Source organism: Caballeronia sp. LjRoot34, assembly GCF_964253815.1.
Classification (GTDB): Bacteria; Pseudomonadota; Gammaproteobacteria; order Burkholderiales; family Burkholderiaceae; genus Caballeronia.
Window position 1 is genome coordinate 72,522 of the sequence record NZ_CAXUSB020000004.1, and the last position, 14,647, is coordinate 87,168.

Consider the following 14,647-nt stretch of genomic DNA (forward strand, 5'->3'; position numbering starts at 1 on the left):
GTGGGGCACGACCTGTTACGCACAAGCCCAACTTGACTGGGCGGTGGTGGCCGTAGAGGGGATAGACGCCCGAGACGTTTTCAGAGCTTGCGACCACAGATAAAACCGGAGCGCCAATGCTCTACCCCAAGGTGTTAATACCCGCTTGTGCAGCGCATCCAAAGCGCGCCTTCATCCGAATCCTGGGTGCACCCCTTTCTGCGCCGTATGGGGAGTTCGAATTTTCCTTGCGCTGTGAGACCACGGATTTGATGCTGGACACGTTCTCGAACAATGGAAATTGCCTTTGATCGTCCTGTTCGACATATGCGGCACGATCAAAGGCACACCGCCTGCAGAGTTCGGCTGGCTTGTCGGCGACTTCTTCACGAAAAGCAACCAATTCGCCTGATTCACTACCCTACACCACCACTATCTACTGGAAGATCAGGAATGTGCGATCCCGCACACAAGTAGAGGTGGCCTCAAGGGAGGGAATCTAGACACGCGGAGGGGCTAAGAAGTGGCCAATTCGAGTATCAGTGATCGAGCGGGGGTGCCAGAATCGCAGACTAGGTGCCCTACAACCAAGGTCGACTTTCGAGAAGGGCCTATAAAGGCTTCGCGGCGTATCGGGACGAGTAAGGCGACCGTCTGAAAAGACGTCTAACACATCCGATTTTTGAAATTTGACACACCCTCGCACAACAGGCGACGCGGTGCACAAAACGAAGCTCGCTGGAGAAACCAGCAATCAGGACACGTCGAACACTTGACCCATACGCTTCTACCCGAGCCGCGGGCGACCTCACTGGCAGTTCGCGAGCGCAACATCCAGTGCATCGTCGCGAACCACGAGAACGGGTACACGACTCGAACGCAGGACCGTTTCCGCAACGCTGCCGAGCAGATGCCGGCGCACACCCCGACGTCCGTGCGTTCCCAAAACGATAAGATCGGCTTCAAACGCTTGTGCTGCCTGCATGATCGCGCTTGGGACGCTTGCCCCGTGCGCATCGATTATCTGTGTTACAGCGCGCACTTCGCGCAGCGCGCAAAGCTCGCGCGCGTGGTCCAATTCCTGCTGCGCCGATTTCCGTGCGGCAACGTGGGACGCCTCGGTTTCGCTAATACCAACCACCAGGTCGTACACAGGAAAGCTAGGCTCGACAACACTCGCCACCATGACAGTCGCATCATCTGCGTGCGCCAGCTGAAGGGCATCTTCGAGCGCGAGATGCGCGCTATGGCTTCCGTCGAGAGCCGCGAGAATTCGTTTGTACATGACAGGCCCCTTAATTAATGGTTACAGTTAGTGTCCGCGACGGGGTCCCGACCCCGCTTGATCTACATCAAATCGCCGTCGCCTGTCACATCACATGGAAAGTCGCACTGACCAACCGGAAAATTTTGTAGCCGGCATGCTGTATCCTAAGTTTCCCCGATCGCACCCTTTCCTTTCTCATAGACACCATGGCCGGCCAGTCAACTAAACGACGTAACGTGGCAGCGAAAAACGGAGCGCCGCTGGACATAGCCGACGCTGGTCGCATGGTCAGTAAGGCCAAGCCCTCCCAACAAACGGAATCGGTACCTCACCCGCTGAGTCAGGCGCGCCTTCTTGGCATCATCCGGTCGTCCATGGAAGCGATCATCACGATCGATGAGAACCAGCGTATCGTCGTGTTCAATCCGATGGCGGAACGACTGTTTGGCTGTCCCGCCTCCGAGGCGCTCGGTGCCTCCCTTGAACGTTTTGTGCCCGAGCGATTTCGTGCCGCTCATGCTGCGCACGTTCGCCAGTTCGGCGTGACGGGCGTGTCGGATCGGCAAATGGGCGGCAGGCGAGTACTGTACGGCCTGCGTGCAAATGGCGATGAGTTTCCGATCGAAGCATCGATCTCGCAGTTCGATGATGAAAACGGCAAGCTTTACACCGTGATGCTTCGCGACATCACACCGCGCCTGGAGGCGGAACGCGCGCTGCAGCGTTCGCACGAGGAGTTGCGCGAGCTTTCGGCTAACCTGCTAAGCATTCGTGAGGAGGAAAAGTCCCGGATCGCGCGGGAGTTACACGACGATCTGGGTCAGCAACTGACTGCGCTGAAAATGGACGTATCGTCTCTTGAATTGGCACCCGGAACGGATGCCGATGCTCGCGCGCAACTGCGTGGCATGCAACGCCTGATCGATGCAACCGTCGCCTCGATGCGTCGGATTGCCGCCGATCTGCGACCCGTGATGCTGGATGACCTCGGTCTGGTTCCGGCAATAGAATGGCTGGTCAACGACTTTACGAACCGTTACGGAATTCAGGTTCAGTCGCGAATTGATGGCATGCTTACCGACTTCAGCCGCGATAGCTCGACCGCCATCTTCCGGATCGTGCAGGAAGCGCTCACTAATGTGGCGCGCCACTCGAACGCTTCACATGTCGAGTTGGAGTTGCGCCACGAGGCAGACTGGTGCGTTGTGCGCATTACTGACGACGGCCAAGGCGCGAACCAGCGCGCCGATGCGCGGCAAAAGTCGTTTGGCTTGATCGGAATACGCGAGCGGGTGCACCAGCTGAACGGTTCCGTATCGATTGAAACCGCTGTCGGCCAAGGCTTCGCCATGAGCGTGACGCTGCCCCTTGTCTCCTTGCAAGACGACAAAGGTATCTCCGAATGAAGGCAACATTCAAGGACCAACCTCTGCGATGATACGTGTACTGATCGCCGACGACCATGCCCTGGTGCGCGACGGACTGCGCCATATCCTGCTCAGTGCAAGCGGCTTCGAGGTCGCGGGTGAAGCCAGCGACGGCGTTACCACCATCGCGATGATTCGTTCGACCGTCGCGGACGTACTGGTGCTCGACCTCTCGATGCCGGGCCGAAACGGCGTGGATCTGATCAAGCAGATCAAGGACGAAAAGCCAACGCTGCGCATTCTCGTCTTGACCATGCATGCGGAACAGCAATATGCGGTGCGTGCGTTTAAAGCGGGTGCATCGGGCTATCTGACCAAGGAAAGTGCGAGCGCCGAACTCGTCACGGCGGTGACCAAGGTCGCGGCAGGCGGTGTATACGTCAGCCTGACCATGGCCGAGCGCCTGGCGCAAACCTTGAACGAACCTCCCGGTGACTTGCCGCACCAGCGCCTTTCTGACCGCGAGTTCGACGTGTTTCGGCGGATCGCGGCTGGCGAGACGATCACTGAAATCGCTCAGGCGCTGTCCGTCAGCGCCAAGACGGTCAGCACTTACAAAACGCGCATTCTCGAAAAAATGCAGATGCCGCACGAAGCCGCTCTGGTTCGCTACGCGGTGCGCAACAAGCTCATTGAAGAAGACGACGCCTGAGACACCCCATCACACGGCGAGCGCGTAGTCCGTTTCCTACATGCCTTCCTGAATCCCTACCTCAAGTCGCGCCGCTCGCCCATTTTATTTTGAGATAGCTTCAAAGATACTTCGAGGCGTGAACTCGAATGGATGCGCGCTGCGCTGACGGTCTTCCTTGTCGACAATGCACGCCTTGTCCGGCACCCCTTCGCGGCCCTGATCTGCGCTGGACAAGATGACGATCGTGCGATTGGCAAAAGAGAAGCAATGCAAAGCGGCGTGAGCTACTAACCGATCAATCAGGAGAACAGCATGTCTTCAGCTACCGCGTGCGCGTCCGTTACTTCGAACACGCCTCCTCTCGCACATCTGGGGTACGCCGATATCGCGTTCGCCCCGTCTCCGGCCGCGCGCGCCGGCACGCGCTGCTCTACCTGTTCGATGCACTCCGCCTGCATGCCCCAACAGTTAACGCCAGTTGAGCTGACCCGGCTCGACACCATTATCTGTTCCACTCATCTCGTCAGGCGCGGTGCGTCGCTGTATCGCGCCGGGGACTCCTTCGAGAGCATCTATGCGGTGCGCACCGGCTGCTTCAAAACCGTCGTCATGCATCGCGACGGCCATGAACAAGTCACCGGATTTCATATCGCGGGTGAACCGCTCGGACTCGACGGGGTCTGTTCTGACGAACATAATTGCGACGCGATCGCCCTTGAAGACAGTACAGTGTGTGTGATCCCCTTTCATTTGCTGGAGGAGATGTGCCACGACGTAAAATCCATGCAGCAGCACGTCCATCGCATGATGAGTGGGGAGATCGTGCGCGAATCCGGCCTCATGATGTTGCTCGGGACGATGAGCGCCGAACAGCGCGTCGCTGCATTCCTGATGAACGTGTCGACCCGGATGAAGGCCCGCGGATATTCCGCAGCGCAATTCAATCTGCGCATGACGCGCGAAGAGATTGGCAGCTTTCTCGGCCTGAAACTCGAGACCGTCAGCCGGATGTTCTCAAAGTTGCAAAAGCAAGGCGTCGTCGATACCAACGGCAAACAGATAACCATCCTCGACGGCGAAAAGCTGGCCAAGGTGTGATCGAGCGCGCGGTTCTTCCTGGTAGTCAAAGCGACGCCATGCGTTTTGACGGTGCCGGATGTCCTCACCGTGCCACCTTGAGAACGGCAGCGCCATGCACCCTGCCAGCCCGCAGATCGTTGAGCGCCTGGTTGGCGTCCGTGAGGCTGTACGCAGTGGTCGCGACTTCGAGCGGGAATTCATTGGCGATGCGCATGAATGCGCGTCCGTCTTCGCGAGTGAGATTGGCCACCGACACAACGCTCCGTTCGCCCCAAAGAAACGCATATGGGAAAGATGGAATATCGCTCATATGAATGCCCCCGCAGACGACAATACCGCCCTTCGTCACCGCCTTGAGCGCCGCGGGGACCAGCGCGCCTACCGGTGCGAACAGTAAGGCTGCGTCAAGCTCCTCGGGAGGCTGTTCAGTGCTGCTACCGGCCCAGCACGCGCCGAGCCGCATGGCGAGTGCTTGAGCAGCCATGTCTCCCTCGCGCGTGAATGCATAGACACTGCGTCCCTGACGCAGCGCGATCTGCGCGACAAGATGCGCAGCGGCGCCAAAACCGTAAATACCAAGCCGTTTCGCATCGCCCGCCATCACGAGCGAGCGATAGCCGATAAGCCCCGCGCACAGCAATGGGGCCGCTTCTACGTCCGAATACCGCTCCGGCAAGTGCAAACAATATTCGCTTTCGACGACCACACGCTCCGCGTAGCCGCCATCGAGCGTGTAGCCGGTAAAACCCGGCCGGTCGCACAGGTTTTCGCGGCCTGAACGGCAAAACGGGCAAGCTCCGCACGTGTGACCGAGCCATGGCACACCAACCCGGTCGCCCGGGCTGAACCCCGACACTCCGTCGCCGAGCGCGGCCACCACGCCGACAATCTCGTGGCCGGGAATGACCGGCCGTTTTGGGTCTGGAAGCTCGCCGTCGACCAAATGGAGGTCCGTGCGGCACACGCCGCACACGTGTACATCGATCAACAGCTGTCCAGGCCCTGCCACCGGATCGGGCAAGTTCATTGCACGCAGCACCGGCCCGCTGCCGTCGAAAACCATCGCTCGCATGTCTAATCTCCTGCTGTCCGTTGCCGTGGTAACCGGCTCCGCTCTATTCCACTTGATGACGCGCGGGCCCGCTTGACCTGGGTCAACACCTTGTCGCCGCGATGCTGACACGATGAAGGCACGAATCCATCGAAACATGGTGATACAAAATGCCGACGCTTGCACCTCATACAGCATGGGACATCGAAGAAAGCCATTTGTCGCCGCTAGCATGCGCCGAAGCGCGCCTGCGTTTTGCGCTGAATTACGCGGTGCTTGCCCCTTCAAGCCATAACTCGCAGCCTTGGCGCTTTATCGTTGATGGCGACACGGTGATGCTCTGCGCCGACCGCACGCGAGCCCTCTCGGTGGTCGATCCGTTCGACCGTGAACTGGTCATCAGTTGTGGCGCTGCGCTGTTCAACTTGCGTGTCGCGCTCAGTCACTTCGGACTTGGCTATGCCATTACGTTGCTACCCTCGGGCGCTGAACCGGACGTGCTCGCAAAGGTGCGCGTGCTCGCGAGCGGGGGTAGGGATGCAAGCATCGCGCCACTGTTTGACGCCCTTGCCCGACGCGTGACGACGCGTGACGCTTTTCACGCTGAAGCCGTCGCACCGGAGATACAACAGCGGCTCCTCGGTGCGGCAGAGGCGGAAGGCGTGCAGGCTGTATGCATCGACGATCTGCGCAGACGAGAAGAAATCGCCCAACTGATAGCCGAGGCCGATCGCATTCAGTTCCACGACCCTCGTTTCAGACGCGAACTGGCGAGCTGGATTCATCCCCGGCGCACGGACGACGGTATGCCCGCCTACGGTCCCGGTGTGAGCAAGCTGCTGGACATCGCGGTGCCACTGGTCACCTCGGTCATTCGCACCTTCGATCTGGGAGGCGGCATTGCTGCAGCGCACGAAAGCCTCGTGCAGGCATCGCCCATCCTCTTCTGCATCGGCACCGGCATTGACGATCCTCAGTCGTGGCTCGCCGCGGGGCAAGCCCTCGAGCGTGTGTTGCTGACCGGTGTCGAGTCAGGACTCACCGCGTCCTATCTGAACCAGCCAGTAGAGACTGAGAAATTGCGCGACTCTCTCAGGCAAATTACCAGGATGACCGCGCAACCGCAACTGCTTCTGCGCATGGGACGCGGACCGCATGCTGTCCATTCGCCGCGCCGGCCGATCCAGGATGTAGTGTCGTGATTCCTCGTCGATGGGCGACTCTTGATTCAGATCAACGATACACAACAGCCAAGGGGCAGCATGGTTTTGTCGGTAGCTTCTGGTCCGCTGCATGCCCGCGGGGACTCGATGAAACCATCGCCGCATACCTGATCGAGCAACGCGGTCGATTAAAGAACATACTATTGGAGCCTGTCGATGCAGCCACTTCAGCGATCGCGTCATGCCGGTATCGCCGGCCTTTTGCTGTGCATAGGGATCCAGGCGCACGCGTCGCCGGAGCCGGAAGCGCTTGTCGATCAGCAGCACTGCATGTTCTGCCATACCGTCGACTCACCCTTTCTTGCACCATCGTTTCAGCAAATCGCGGCGCGGTATCGCAACGTTCCGAACGCGGCATTGATGCTTGAGGAAAAATTGCGGGTCGGCGGCCCCGCTCATTGGGGCGATATGGCAATGCCGGCGGCGGCTGATCGCGGTGGTCCGCTTTCGCGAGAAGACGCCCGTACGCTCGTTCAATGGGTATTGAGTAACTAATCTAATGTTGCGGAGGACACCATGCGTATCACGATCAAGTTGGATCGACCTAAAGACCCGGACCGCTTTGCAGTCCTTTGGCTAGACCTGGACTTGAGCCACTGGTCGCGGGAAATGCACAGCGGCGTCGACATTCCGTCCTGGGGCCTTTTCCGCACTGCGCCCGGCGCAACGCTGATCTGCGACCCGGATTCAACAGACGCACTGTGCGCCTTGACCGACCTCGATCTGGAAGACCCTACTCGCCTGATCGAAGGCCAGTTTGGACGTGTGGTGTGGTACGGCGACGCGAATCTGGAAGCGCGCCTGGATCGCTGGCATGTTCAATGCATCGAGTCCGACTCGATTGAAGCCGAGAACGAGGTATTCGACGAGTAGAAAATGTGCACCCCCGGGGATGCAGTCGGGGGGCGAGTCGCCTTCACCACTCGTGCGGCGAGGGTGGCGGATTGAGCATCACGACAAGCAGTGCGACGCTTGCAATGATTGCCGCGACGCCATATCGAACGAGACTGGACTCATCGAAGATCATGCCGCGAAGGGCCGCCGCAAGGCCGGCCAGTGCAACAAAAACTGAAGTTGCCGCAACAGCAATTCTTGGTTCAATCCTGATCATTTCTCCTCTCCCAGATCTGCACCTACTGTCGAACCTACCGACGCGCCCTCTTTTTCGAGCAGGCGCACCGCCGAATCGAAAGCTGCCCGGATCGCCACTTGAGGATCGCGATCGGTCACATGCTCGACCGGGATCATGTTGTAGTCGCGCGTGATGAGATCGAGCCGGGCATCGTACGACCGCGAGCCGTCGAGATTACGTAAGGACTCGATGGCCAGATGACAGCCCGCAACGAAACGCGCGAACCGATCAATTCGAACAAGCTGCACGCTTGCTTCGGACTCTATTTCCGCTGATCCGACAAAGCCCATATAAGCGATTTGCATTCCGACACCCATCACACCACTCCTTCGATCGTTAAGGCGATTATCTCTTTCGCGTCATCACCTTTCCTCAGGCCAGTGGGTATATCCCGATGGCAGAGCGAAAACTCTCGCTATTGCAACCATGATGTACTGCCGCTGCCCCTGCGCATTGACCTGAATCAAGCTAGAACGCAGGGCCGGTTCATGCCAGAACACAGCCACGTTCGAGTAGCAATTTTATGTCGTATGTCGCGGGGTTTCGGTCACGAACATGGATGGAGCGATATCCGCAGGACACCGTGCGCAAGCTTCTACAAGTGACCATGGACAACGATGCAGTCCTGTACATCCGTGATATCGACGATTTTCTCGAAAACGGCGTTCGGCTCGCTGCCAGTCTCGCTCGATTTCGATGCGCTCTTGGTGCAGAACGATCATGGACTCGCGGCCATTAACGCGAGCATGTTTTAGGGATGGTCTCTCGATGCTTGATCCACATCAAATGGACGGCGCCGTCCAGGTGACCTAATTGGGCCATCCGACATTTCAGGAGACGGTGATGAAGAACCTTGCGGAACCACTGGTAGATAAATCGTCGCCTCCCGCGCGACGGGTCATGAATGCTGTTGTGCCTCAGCCATTGAAGCTCGGTTTGCTAACGGCGCTCGTTGTTGGATCGATGATCGGCAGCGGCGTTTTTTCACTACCGCAAAACATGGCGTCGGGCGCAGGCGCGGGCGCCGTCATCCTTGGATGGTTGATTACCGGCGTCGGCATGTTGATGCTTGCGTTCGTCTACCAGTCACTCGCCACGCGCAAGCCCGACCTCAACAACGGCGTCTATGCTTATGCCCGTGCAAGCGCGGGTGAGTTCGTCGGCTTCAGTTCCGCGTGGGGTTATTGGGTCAGCGCATGGATCGGCAATGTCGGCTACCTGGTCATTGTGTTCGGCACCCTCGGCTATTTCTTCCCGCTCTTTGGCGACGGTAATACGCCCGCCGCGATAGTTGGCGCCTCAGTCGTATTGTGGGCGATGCACTTTATGATCCTGCGTGGCGTACGCGGCGCGGCGCTGCTCAATGGATTAACTACCGTCGCAAAGATCGTCCCGCTGCTGATATTCATCGTGCTCGCCGTGGTTGCTTTCAGAAGCCATGTGTTCACCCAGGACTTCTGGGGCACGCCGAAGCTCGGCACCGTGTTCGACCAGGTGAAGAGCACTATGCTTATCACGGTGTGGGTGTTCATTGGTATCGAAGGCGCGAGCGTCTACTCCGCGCGCGCCCAAAATCGCAAGGACGTTGGCCGCGCCACGCTGCTCGGTTTCGCGGTGGTGCTGGTCTTGCTGATGGCAGTCTCCGTGCTGTCCCTCGGCATCATTCCGCAAGCTGAACTTGCTGGAATGAAAAATCCATCGATGGCGGGTGTGCTCGACAAGGCCGTCGGACACTGGGGCGCGGTACTCATCAGTATCGGCCTTCTGGTCTCGGTGGGCGGCGCCCTACTCGCTTGGACGTTGCTCGCCGCTGAGACCCTGTTCACACCGGCGAACGACGGCGTCATGCCGACTTTCCTGTCACGCGAAAATGTCCACGGTGTTCCTGCGAATGCGCTTTGGATCACAAACGGTCTGGTACAGCTCTTCCTGGTTCTCACGCTGGTCTCGAATGCAACCTATCAGGCACTGATCTCCCTCGCGACGTCGATGATCCTCATTCCGTATCTGTTCTCCGCCGTGTACGCCGCGCGCACAGCGGCAAGCGGTGACGGTTACCACCCCGGCGAAAGCGCGCGCGGCCGCGACATGGTGATCGGCTTGCTGGCGACGATCTACTGCGGCTGGCTTCTCTATGCGGCTGGCCTCAAGTATCTGCTGCTCGCGGCTCTCCTCTACGCTCCGGGAGTCCTGATTTATGGCTGGGCGCGGCGCGAGAAAGGCGCACGTCTTTTCAGGCCATTCGAAATCGCGATTCTCGCCGCACTGGTCGTGCTGGCGATTATCGCGGGGTGGCTCTTGTCGACCGGCCGGCTCGGTCTCTAACCCTGGAGGAATTGCGATGACATCCGGTGTTTTCTCCGAGGTCGGCACGCTGCGCAAGGTGCTAGTTTGCAAGCCCGGGCTTGCGCAATCGCGCCTGACGCCCGCCAACTGCCGCGAGCTGCTGTTTGACGACGTTCTGTGGGTCGCGCAGGCGCGCACTGATCACTATGCGTTCGTTACCGCGATGCAAGACCGTGGCGTCGAGGTTTTCGACACGCACGACATGCTCGCCGACATCCTTCGCGAGCGGACCGCGCGCGACTGGGTGCTCGACCGCAAGTTGTCACCGGGCACCGTCGACATAGAGCTGTCCGCACAACTTCGTCCTTGGCTCGACGAGATGAAACCGGACGAGCTCGCGACAGCCCTAATTGGCGGCGTTGTGCGGGCAGAACTGCCGTTCAGGCCCGCCGGCCTGCTTGCAAATTGTCTCGGCCATGCGGGTTTCGTTCTGCCGCCGCTGCCCAATGCAATGTTCACACGCGACAACAGTTGCTGGATCAACCAGGGCGTTGTCCTGGGTTCGATGTACTGGCCCGCCCGGCGCCAGGAGACCTTGCTGTCCACGGCGATCTATCGCTTTCATCCGCTATTCGATGCCGGCGCGCGCGTCTGGTGGGGCGACCCGGACGTTGATCATGGCGGCGCGACGCTCGAAGGCGGCGACGTCATGCCGTTGTCGAAGGACGTTGTCGTCATCGGCATGGGCGAGCGAACCTCGCCCCAAGCGGTGGCGCAACTAGCCCGCTCGCTTTTCGCCCACGAGACCGTGAAGCACGTGATAGCCGCGCAATTGCCGAGCTCGCGCGGAGCAATGCATCTTGATACCGTATTTACGTTTTGCGACCGCGACCTGGTCACGATCTTCCCGGAGATCGTGAACGGCATTCGCTGCACCAGCCTTCGTCCGGGTGAGCAACCCGGCACGTTGGACGTGCGTGCCGAAACTGCGCCGTTCCTCGATGTCGTCGCCCACGCGATCGGACTGAAAACGTTGCGCACAGTCGCCACCGGAGGCGACGAATGGGAAGCAGAACGCGAACAATGGGACGACGGCAACAACGTCATCGCGCTCGCGCCGGGCGTGGTGGTCGCATACAACCGCAACGTCTACACCAATACGTTATTGCGCAAGGCTGGCATCGAGGTCATCACCATTCCGAGCAGCGAACTAGGTCGCGGCCGTGGTGGCGGCCATTGCATGACCTGTCCGATCGAGCGCGATCCGCTTTGACCACTCAGTCTCTTAGGAAAAGATCATCATGGCATTCAACTTGCACGGCCGCAGCCTGCTCAACATGCAGGATTTCGTTCCACGCGACATCCGCTTCCTGCTGGACCTCTCGGCCGAACTGAAACGCGCGAAGTATGCGGGCACTGAAGTGCCCCGGCTGAGCGGCAAGAACATCGCGCTGATTTTCGAAAAAACATCGACACGTACACGCTGCGCGTTCGAGGTCGCCGTACACGACCAGGGCGGACACGTCACCTACATCGATTCGAGCAGCTCGCAATTAGGGCGCAAGGAATCGCTCAAGGACACGGCTCGCGTGCTCGGACGCCTGTATGACGGCATCGAATATCGCGGGTTCCATCAGAGCACCGTGGAGGATCTTGCACAGTATTCCCACGTCCCCGTCTGGAACGGTCTGACCGACGAATTTCATCCGACCCAGATCCTGGCGGACCTGCTGACAATGGAGGAATTCGCCGAAAAACCGCTGCACGAACTGTCGTTCTGCTACGTTGGCGACGCGCGCTTTAACATGGGCAACTCGCTCCTGATCGGTGGCGTGCAAATGGGCATGGACGTACGCATTGCCGCTCCGCGTGCGCTGTGGCCGGACGACATGCTCGTGGCGCAGATGCGCACGCTCGCGGAGCAAACGGGCGCGGTCATCACAATTACCGACGACCCGTTGGCCGCGGTCAAGGGCGTGGACTTCATCTACACCGACGTGTGGGTATCGATGGGCGAATCGATGGACGTCTGGGGCGAGCGGATCAAACTGCTGAAGCCATATCAGGTGAACACGGCGCTGATGAAAGCGACTGAGAAGCCCCGCACACGGTTCATGCATTGCCTGCCTGCGTATCACAACCTGGAGACTGAAACAGGCCGTGAGATTCAGGAGCGGTTCGGCATGTCGGAACTGGAAGTCACGGACGAAGTGTTCGAATCGGACGCGTCGATCGTCTTCTCGCAGGCGGAAAACCGCATGCACACCATCAAGGCCGTGCTGGTCGCCACACTCGGATAAGGCGACGTCATGCGTATTCTCATTGCACTGGGCGGCAACGCCATTCTGCGGCGTGGCGAACCGCTGACGATCACCAACCAGATCGTCAATATTCGCCGTGCGGCGGTCCAGATAGCACGCATTGCACCCGGCAATCAACTGATCATCACCCACGGCAATGGCCCTCAGGTCGGCCTGCTGGCGCTTCAGGCCGCTGCCACGGGAGGCCAGGATGGGGGCACCCCGCTCGACGTGCTGGATGCGGAATCCGAGGGGATGATCGGCTATCTTCTGGAGCAGGAGCTGGCCAACGCGTTGCCGCCCGGACGCCCTGTGGCGACGCTGCTGACGCGTGTCGAAGTGAAGGCGGACGATCCTGCTTTCGCTCATCCGACCAAGCCGATCGGGCCAGTCTATACAAAGAGCGAAGCTGAGCGACTCGCCGTGCTCAATCACTGGACGATCGCCCCCGACGGAGCTGGGTACCGCCGTGTGGTGGCATCGCCAGAACCTCAACGAATCAGCGAACTGATGCCGATACGCTGGCTCGTCGACCTCGACACGATTGTTATTGCCGCAGGGGGGGGTGGCGTTCCGGTGAGTGTTACAGCCGACGGCAAGACTTCCACGGGAGTTGAAGCGGTGATCGACAAAGACCGGTGCAGCGCACTGCTGGCAGCGGACGTCGATGCGGATATGCTGATTATCGCCACGGATGTCGACGCGGTGTATCTCGATTGGCACACACCGCGTGAACGCGCGCTCGGCGAGATCTGCGCTACAGAACTAAGAACCATGGCGTTTCCGGTGGGATCGATGGGTCCGAAGGTGGAAGCGGCCTGTGCGTTCGTATCGAAAACGGGCCGGCCAGCCGTCATCGGGTCGCTCAACCGAATTGGTGAAATGGTGAACGGAACGGCCGGCACGCGTGTGATGGCGGGCAAACCAACGGGCACTCCGCCGCGCCGCGACGTGCGCTGCGGAACGCAACCGTGCCGGCCGCCCCGGCCACTCTGACCCGTGTTGTCGCAAGTCAAGACGGACCGGTCAAGGCCCAGCTCGCGTCATCAATGCTCGACACGTTTTTTTGGTGACCTCGCGGGCCCACCGGGCTTCAAATATGCAGGTTTTTATCGACTATTCCGCTGTCGGCGATGCTCACGGTGCGGGTAGTCGTGGCGCGGGTGGACGAGTCGATCGGTCAGCGATGTTGACGCTCCCAACGGACCGAATTCGGGTGGCGCTGCGACGTACCAAGGGTCAGCAAGCTGGAGACAAAACCACTGATACTGCGCTTCAGGATGCCGCTCGACGCCCGGGTCATGCGGCACGCGCTCGACATTGAACATCCGCTCGCGTTGTTCGGCGAAGTCTCGCTCTGCAACCTATACCGCTACGATGCGCTTTTCCAACCTCCCTGCGTAGGCGAACGCCTACTGGCCGTGCGCAAATCCTACTCGAATTTCCGCCGTCACTGATTTCCCTTTCATCGGCCGCTAACGATACTTTAAACGACAGCAGACAGCGACTACGCTGCCCATCCGTGAAGGAGACACATCATGCGAGCTACTTGTTTCCTGAGTAATCAGGACATCTTCGACCGCGCCGTCGAACACCTGAATACGCAGCGTGGCGCGGCGCTTCTGCCTAGAGGAGGTGGTGCATATCAGGGCCCATGCGGTGGCTGCCCCGTTGGCCACTTCATACGCGCACTCGATTACACGACGGCCATGGAAGGCGTTCCTGTTCGCTACCTGAGCAATACGACCCGCAATCATCCTACGTACATGGACGCCGGTATCAAAGCGCTCCAAAAGGCTTTATTGCGGGCCAGGATTGACGTGCACGACGAGTGCACCGTCGCGTTGCTGAGTTGTCTGCAAAACGTACACGACGCATTTGGAACATGGGAATGGACGGAGCGATTAGTCTCAATCGCAAGAGATTTCAACCTGAGCACCAACAACAACATCCGTGCTTCAGCCGATGGATCGAAGGGGCAATTCGCCCGCGCCGAGACCGGCGCCGGATTCTTTATCTAGTCACGGATGATCGACATGCTTGCCGCGGAGACGCTCCTCTTTTGATGAAACCGGTTATTCGTCTGCCCAGACTGTTTGATTTGCATCAAAAGGTCATCTGGCGGACATCTCATAGTTGACTCACAGCAGCGTCTCGATTCGAGCGTCGACCATGCTAGAGGCGCATACCCCCCACGCGGGCAAAGCCCGTGCAAGCCATCAAGAGCTCCCGGGCGACGGCTGCTGTTTGCTCGTCCATCTCACGACT

The 14,647-nt window shown here is 59.4% G+C and carries 15 protein-coding genes and 1 pseudogene; 12 read left to right on the top strand and 4 right to left on the bottom strand.

Annotation, left to right across the window (positions count from 1 at the left end; genetic code table 11):
• Positions 1-787: 787 nt before the first annotated feature.
• Positions 788-1,264, bottom strand: coding sequence for a universal stress protein (locus tag ACSQ36_RS40710; RefSeq protein WP_436186567.1), 477 nt, complete (start codon positions 1,262-1,264; stop codon positions 788-790).
• Between the two features lie 314 nt (positions 1,265-1,578).
• On the opposite strand from ACSQ36_RS40710, the pseudogene ACSQ36_RS40715 reads away from it, so the two are divergent.
• The 3 genes and pseudogenes from ACSQ36_RS40715 to fnr all read left to right on the top strand — a co-directional run.
• A pseudogene (locus tag ACSQ36_RS40715) lies at positions 1,579-2,652 on the top strand (PAS domain-containing sensor histidine kinase); the annotation flags it as partial.
• A gap of 28 nt (positions 2,653-2,680) precedes the next feature.
• Entirely contained in the window at positions 2,681-3,325 is a 645-nt protein-coding gene (locus ACSQ36_RS40720; RefSeq protein ID WP_436186568.1) for a response regulator, read from the top strand.
• A 294-nt stretch (positions 3,326-3,619) separates the two neighbouring features.
• Positions 3,620-4,405: a fumarate/nitrate reduction transcriptional regulator Fnr gene (gene fnr / locus ACSQ36_RS40725; RefSeq protein WP_436186569.1), complete on the top strand. Its 786-nt coding sequence runs from the start codon at positions 3,620-3,622 to the stop codon at positions 4,403-4,405.
• A gap of 64 nt (positions 4,406-4,469) precedes the next feature.
• Here the strand turns inward: fnr and ACSQ36_RS40730 are convergent, their stop codons facing one another.
• Positions 4,470-5,459, bottom strand: a complete 990-nt coding sequence (locus ACSQ36_RS40730; RefSeq protein WP_436186570.1) for a zinc-dependent alcohol dehydrogenase family protein — start codon at positions 5,457-5,459, stop codon at positions 4,470-4,472.
• A gap of 149 nt (positions 5,460-5,608) precedes the next feature.
• On the opposite strand from ACSQ36_RS40730, the gene ACSQ36_RS40735 reads away from it, so the two are divergent.
• The 3 genes from ACSQ36_RS40735 to ACSQ36_RS40745 all read left to right on the top strand — a co-directional run bounded on the left by ACSQ36_RS40735 (position 5,609) and on the right by ACSQ36_RS40745 (position 7,534).
• Positions 5,609-6,640, top strand: coding sequence for an Acg family FMN-binding oxidoreductase (locus ACSQ36_RS40735; RefSeq protein ID WP_436186571.1), 1,032 nt, complete (start codon positions 5,609-5,611; stop codon positions 6,638-6,640).
• A 177-nt stretch (positions 6,641-6,817) separates the two neighbouring features.
• Positions 6,818-7,156, top strand: a complete 339-nt coding sequence (locus ACSQ36_RS40740) for a c-type cytochrome (RefSeq protein ID WP_436186572.1) — start codon at positions 6,818-6,820, stop codon at positions 7,154-7,156.
• A gap of 21 nt (positions 7,157-7,177) precedes the next feature.
• Positions 7,178-7,534: a DUF3564 family protein gene (locus ACSQ36_RS40745; RefSeq protein ID WP_436186573.1), complete on the top strand. Its 357-nt coding sequence runs from the start codon at positions 7,178-7,180 to the stop codon at positions 7,532-7,534.
• A gap of 43 nt (positions 7,535-7,577) precedes the next feature.
• On the opposite strand, the gene ACSQ36_RS40750 is transcribed toward ACSQ36_RS40745, so the two are convergent.
• Together ACSQ36_RS40750 and ACSQ36_RS40755 are read right to left on the bottom strand one after the other, a co-directional pair.
• A complete protein-coding gene (locus tag ACSQ36_RS40750) occupies positions 7,578-7,772 on the bottom strand; it encodes a DUF2964 family protein (RefSeq protein ID WP_436186574.1) in 195 nt (64 codons plus the stop codon).
• Positions 7,769-8,110 carry a hypothetical protein gene (locus ACSQ36_RS40755; RefSeq protein WP_436186575.1) on the bottom strand — a complete coding sequence of 114 codons (342 nt, stop codon included), beginning with the start codon at positions 8,108-8,110 and terminating at the stop codon, positions 7,769-7,771. Before ACSQ36_RS40755 ends, ACSQ36_RS40750 begins: the two co-directional genes overlap by 4 nt.
• Before the next feature lie 526 nt (positions 8,111-8,636).
• On the opposite strand from ACSQ36_RS40755, the gene arcD reads away from it, so the two are divergent.
• The 6 genes from arcD (at position 8,637) to ACSQ36_RS40785 (ending at position 14,400) form a co-directional block, all read left to right on the top strand.
• Complete coding sequence (gene arcD / locus ACSQ36_RS40760) at positions 8,637-10,118, top strand: arginine-ornithine antiporter (RefSeq protein ID WP_436186576.1); 1,482 nt, start codon at positions 8,637-8,639, stop codon at positions 10,116-10,118.
• Between the two features lie 16 nt (positions 10,119-10,134).
• Positions 10,135-11,352 carry an arginine deiminase gene (locus ACSQ36_RS40765; RefSeq protein ID WP_436186577.1) on the top strand — a complete coding sequence of 406 codons (1,218 nt, stop codon included), beginning with the start codon at positions 10,135-10,137 and terminating at the stop codon, positions 11,350-11,352.
• A gap of 28 nt (positions 11,353-11,380) precedes the next feature.
• Positions 11,381-12,379, top strand: coding sequence for an ornithine carbamoyltransferase (gene argF, locus ACSQ36_RS40770; RefSeq protein ID WP_436186578.1), 999 nt, complete (start codon positions 11,381-11,383; stop codon positions 12,377-12,379).
• Positions 12,380-12,388: 9 nt separating this feature from the next.
• On the top strand, positions 12,389-13,375 hold the full coding sequence (gene arcC / locus ACSQ36_RS40775) for a carbamate kinase (RefSeq protein ID WP_436186579.1): 987 nt from the start codon (positions 12,389-12,391) through the stop codon (positions 13,373-13,375).
• A gap of 284 nt (positions 13,376-13,659) precedes the next feature.
• Positions 13,660-13,836 (top strand): hypothetical protein, encoded by a 177-nt coding sequence (locus ACSQ36_RS40780; protein WP_436186580.1) that lies wholly within the window; start codon positions 13,660-13,662, stop codon positions 13,834-13,836.
• An 81-nt stretch (positions 13,837-13,917) separates the two neighbouring features.
• On the top strand, positions 13,918-14,400 hold the full coding sequence (locus tag ACSQ36_RS40785; protein ID WP_436186581.1) for a hypothetical protein: 483 nt from the start codon (positions 13,918-13,920) through the stop codon (positions 14,398-14,400).
• The last annotated feature ends 247 nt before the right edge of the window (positions 14,401-14,647 follow it).

Excerpts from the sequence above, each read along its gene's own strand:
- ACSQ36_RS40710 (WP_436186567.1), bottom strand. The coding sequence starts at position 1,264 with ATGTACAAACGAATTCTCGCGGCTCTCGACGGAAGCCATAGCGCGCAT.
- ACSQ36_RS40720 (WP_436186568.1), top strand. The coding sequence starts at position 2,681 with ATGATACGTGTACTGATCGCCGACGACCATGCCCTGGTGCGCGACGGA.
- fnr (WP_436186569.1), top strand. The coding sequence starts at position 3,620 with ATGTCTTCAGCTACCGCGTGCGCGTCCGTTACTTCGAACACGCCTCCT.
- ACSQ36_RS40730 (WP_436186570.1), bottom strand. The coding sequence starts at position 5,459 with ATGCGAGCGATGGTTTTCGACGGCAGCGGGCCGGTGCTGCGTGCAATG.
- ACSQ36_RS40735 (WP_436186571.1), top strand. The coding sequence starts at position 5,609 with ATGCCGACGCTTGCACCTCATACAGCATGGGACATCGAAGAAAGCCAT.
- ACSQ36_RS40740 (WP_436186572.1), top strand. The coding sequence starts at position 6,818 with ATGCAGCCACTTCAGCGATCGCGTCATGCCGGTATCGCCGGCCTTTTG.
- ACSQ36_RS40745 (WP_436186573.1), top strand. The coding sequence starts at position 7,178 with ATGCGTATCACGATCAAGTTGGATCGACCTAAAGACCCGGACCGCTTT.
- ACSQ36_RS40750 (WP_436186574.1), bottom strand. The coding sequence starts at position 7,772 with ATGATCAGGATTGAACCAAGAATTGCTGTTGCGGCAACTTCAGTTTTT.
- ACSQ36_RS40755 (WP_436186575.1), bottom strand. The coding sequence starts at position 8,110 with ATGGGTGTCGGAATGCAAATCGCTTATATGGGCTTTGTCGGATCAGCG.
- arcD (WP_436186576.1), top strand. The coding sequence starts at position 8,637 with ATGAAGAACCTTGCGGAACCACTGGTAGATAAATCGTCGCCTCCCGCG.
- ACSQ36_RS40765 (WP_436186577.1), top strand. The coding sequence starts at position 10,135 with ATGACATCCGGTGTTTTCTCCGAGGTCGGCACGCTGCGCAAGGTGCTA.
- argF (WP_436186578.1), top strand. The coding sequence starts at position 11,381 with ATGGCATTCAACTTGCACGGCCGCAGCCTGCTCAACATGCAGGATTTC.
- arcC (WP_436186579.1), top strand. The coding sequence starts at position 12,389 with ATGCGTATTCTCATTGCACTGGGCGGCAACGCCATTCTGCGGCGTGGC.
- ACSQ36_RS40780 (WP_436186580.1), top strand. The coding sequence starts at position 13,660 with ATGCCGCTCGACGCCCGGGTCATGCGGCACGCGCTCGACATTGAACAT.
- ACSQ36_RS40785 (WP_436186581.1), top strand. The coding sequence starts at position 13,918 with ATGCGAGCTACTTGTTTCCTGAGTAATCAGGACATCTTCGACCGCGCC.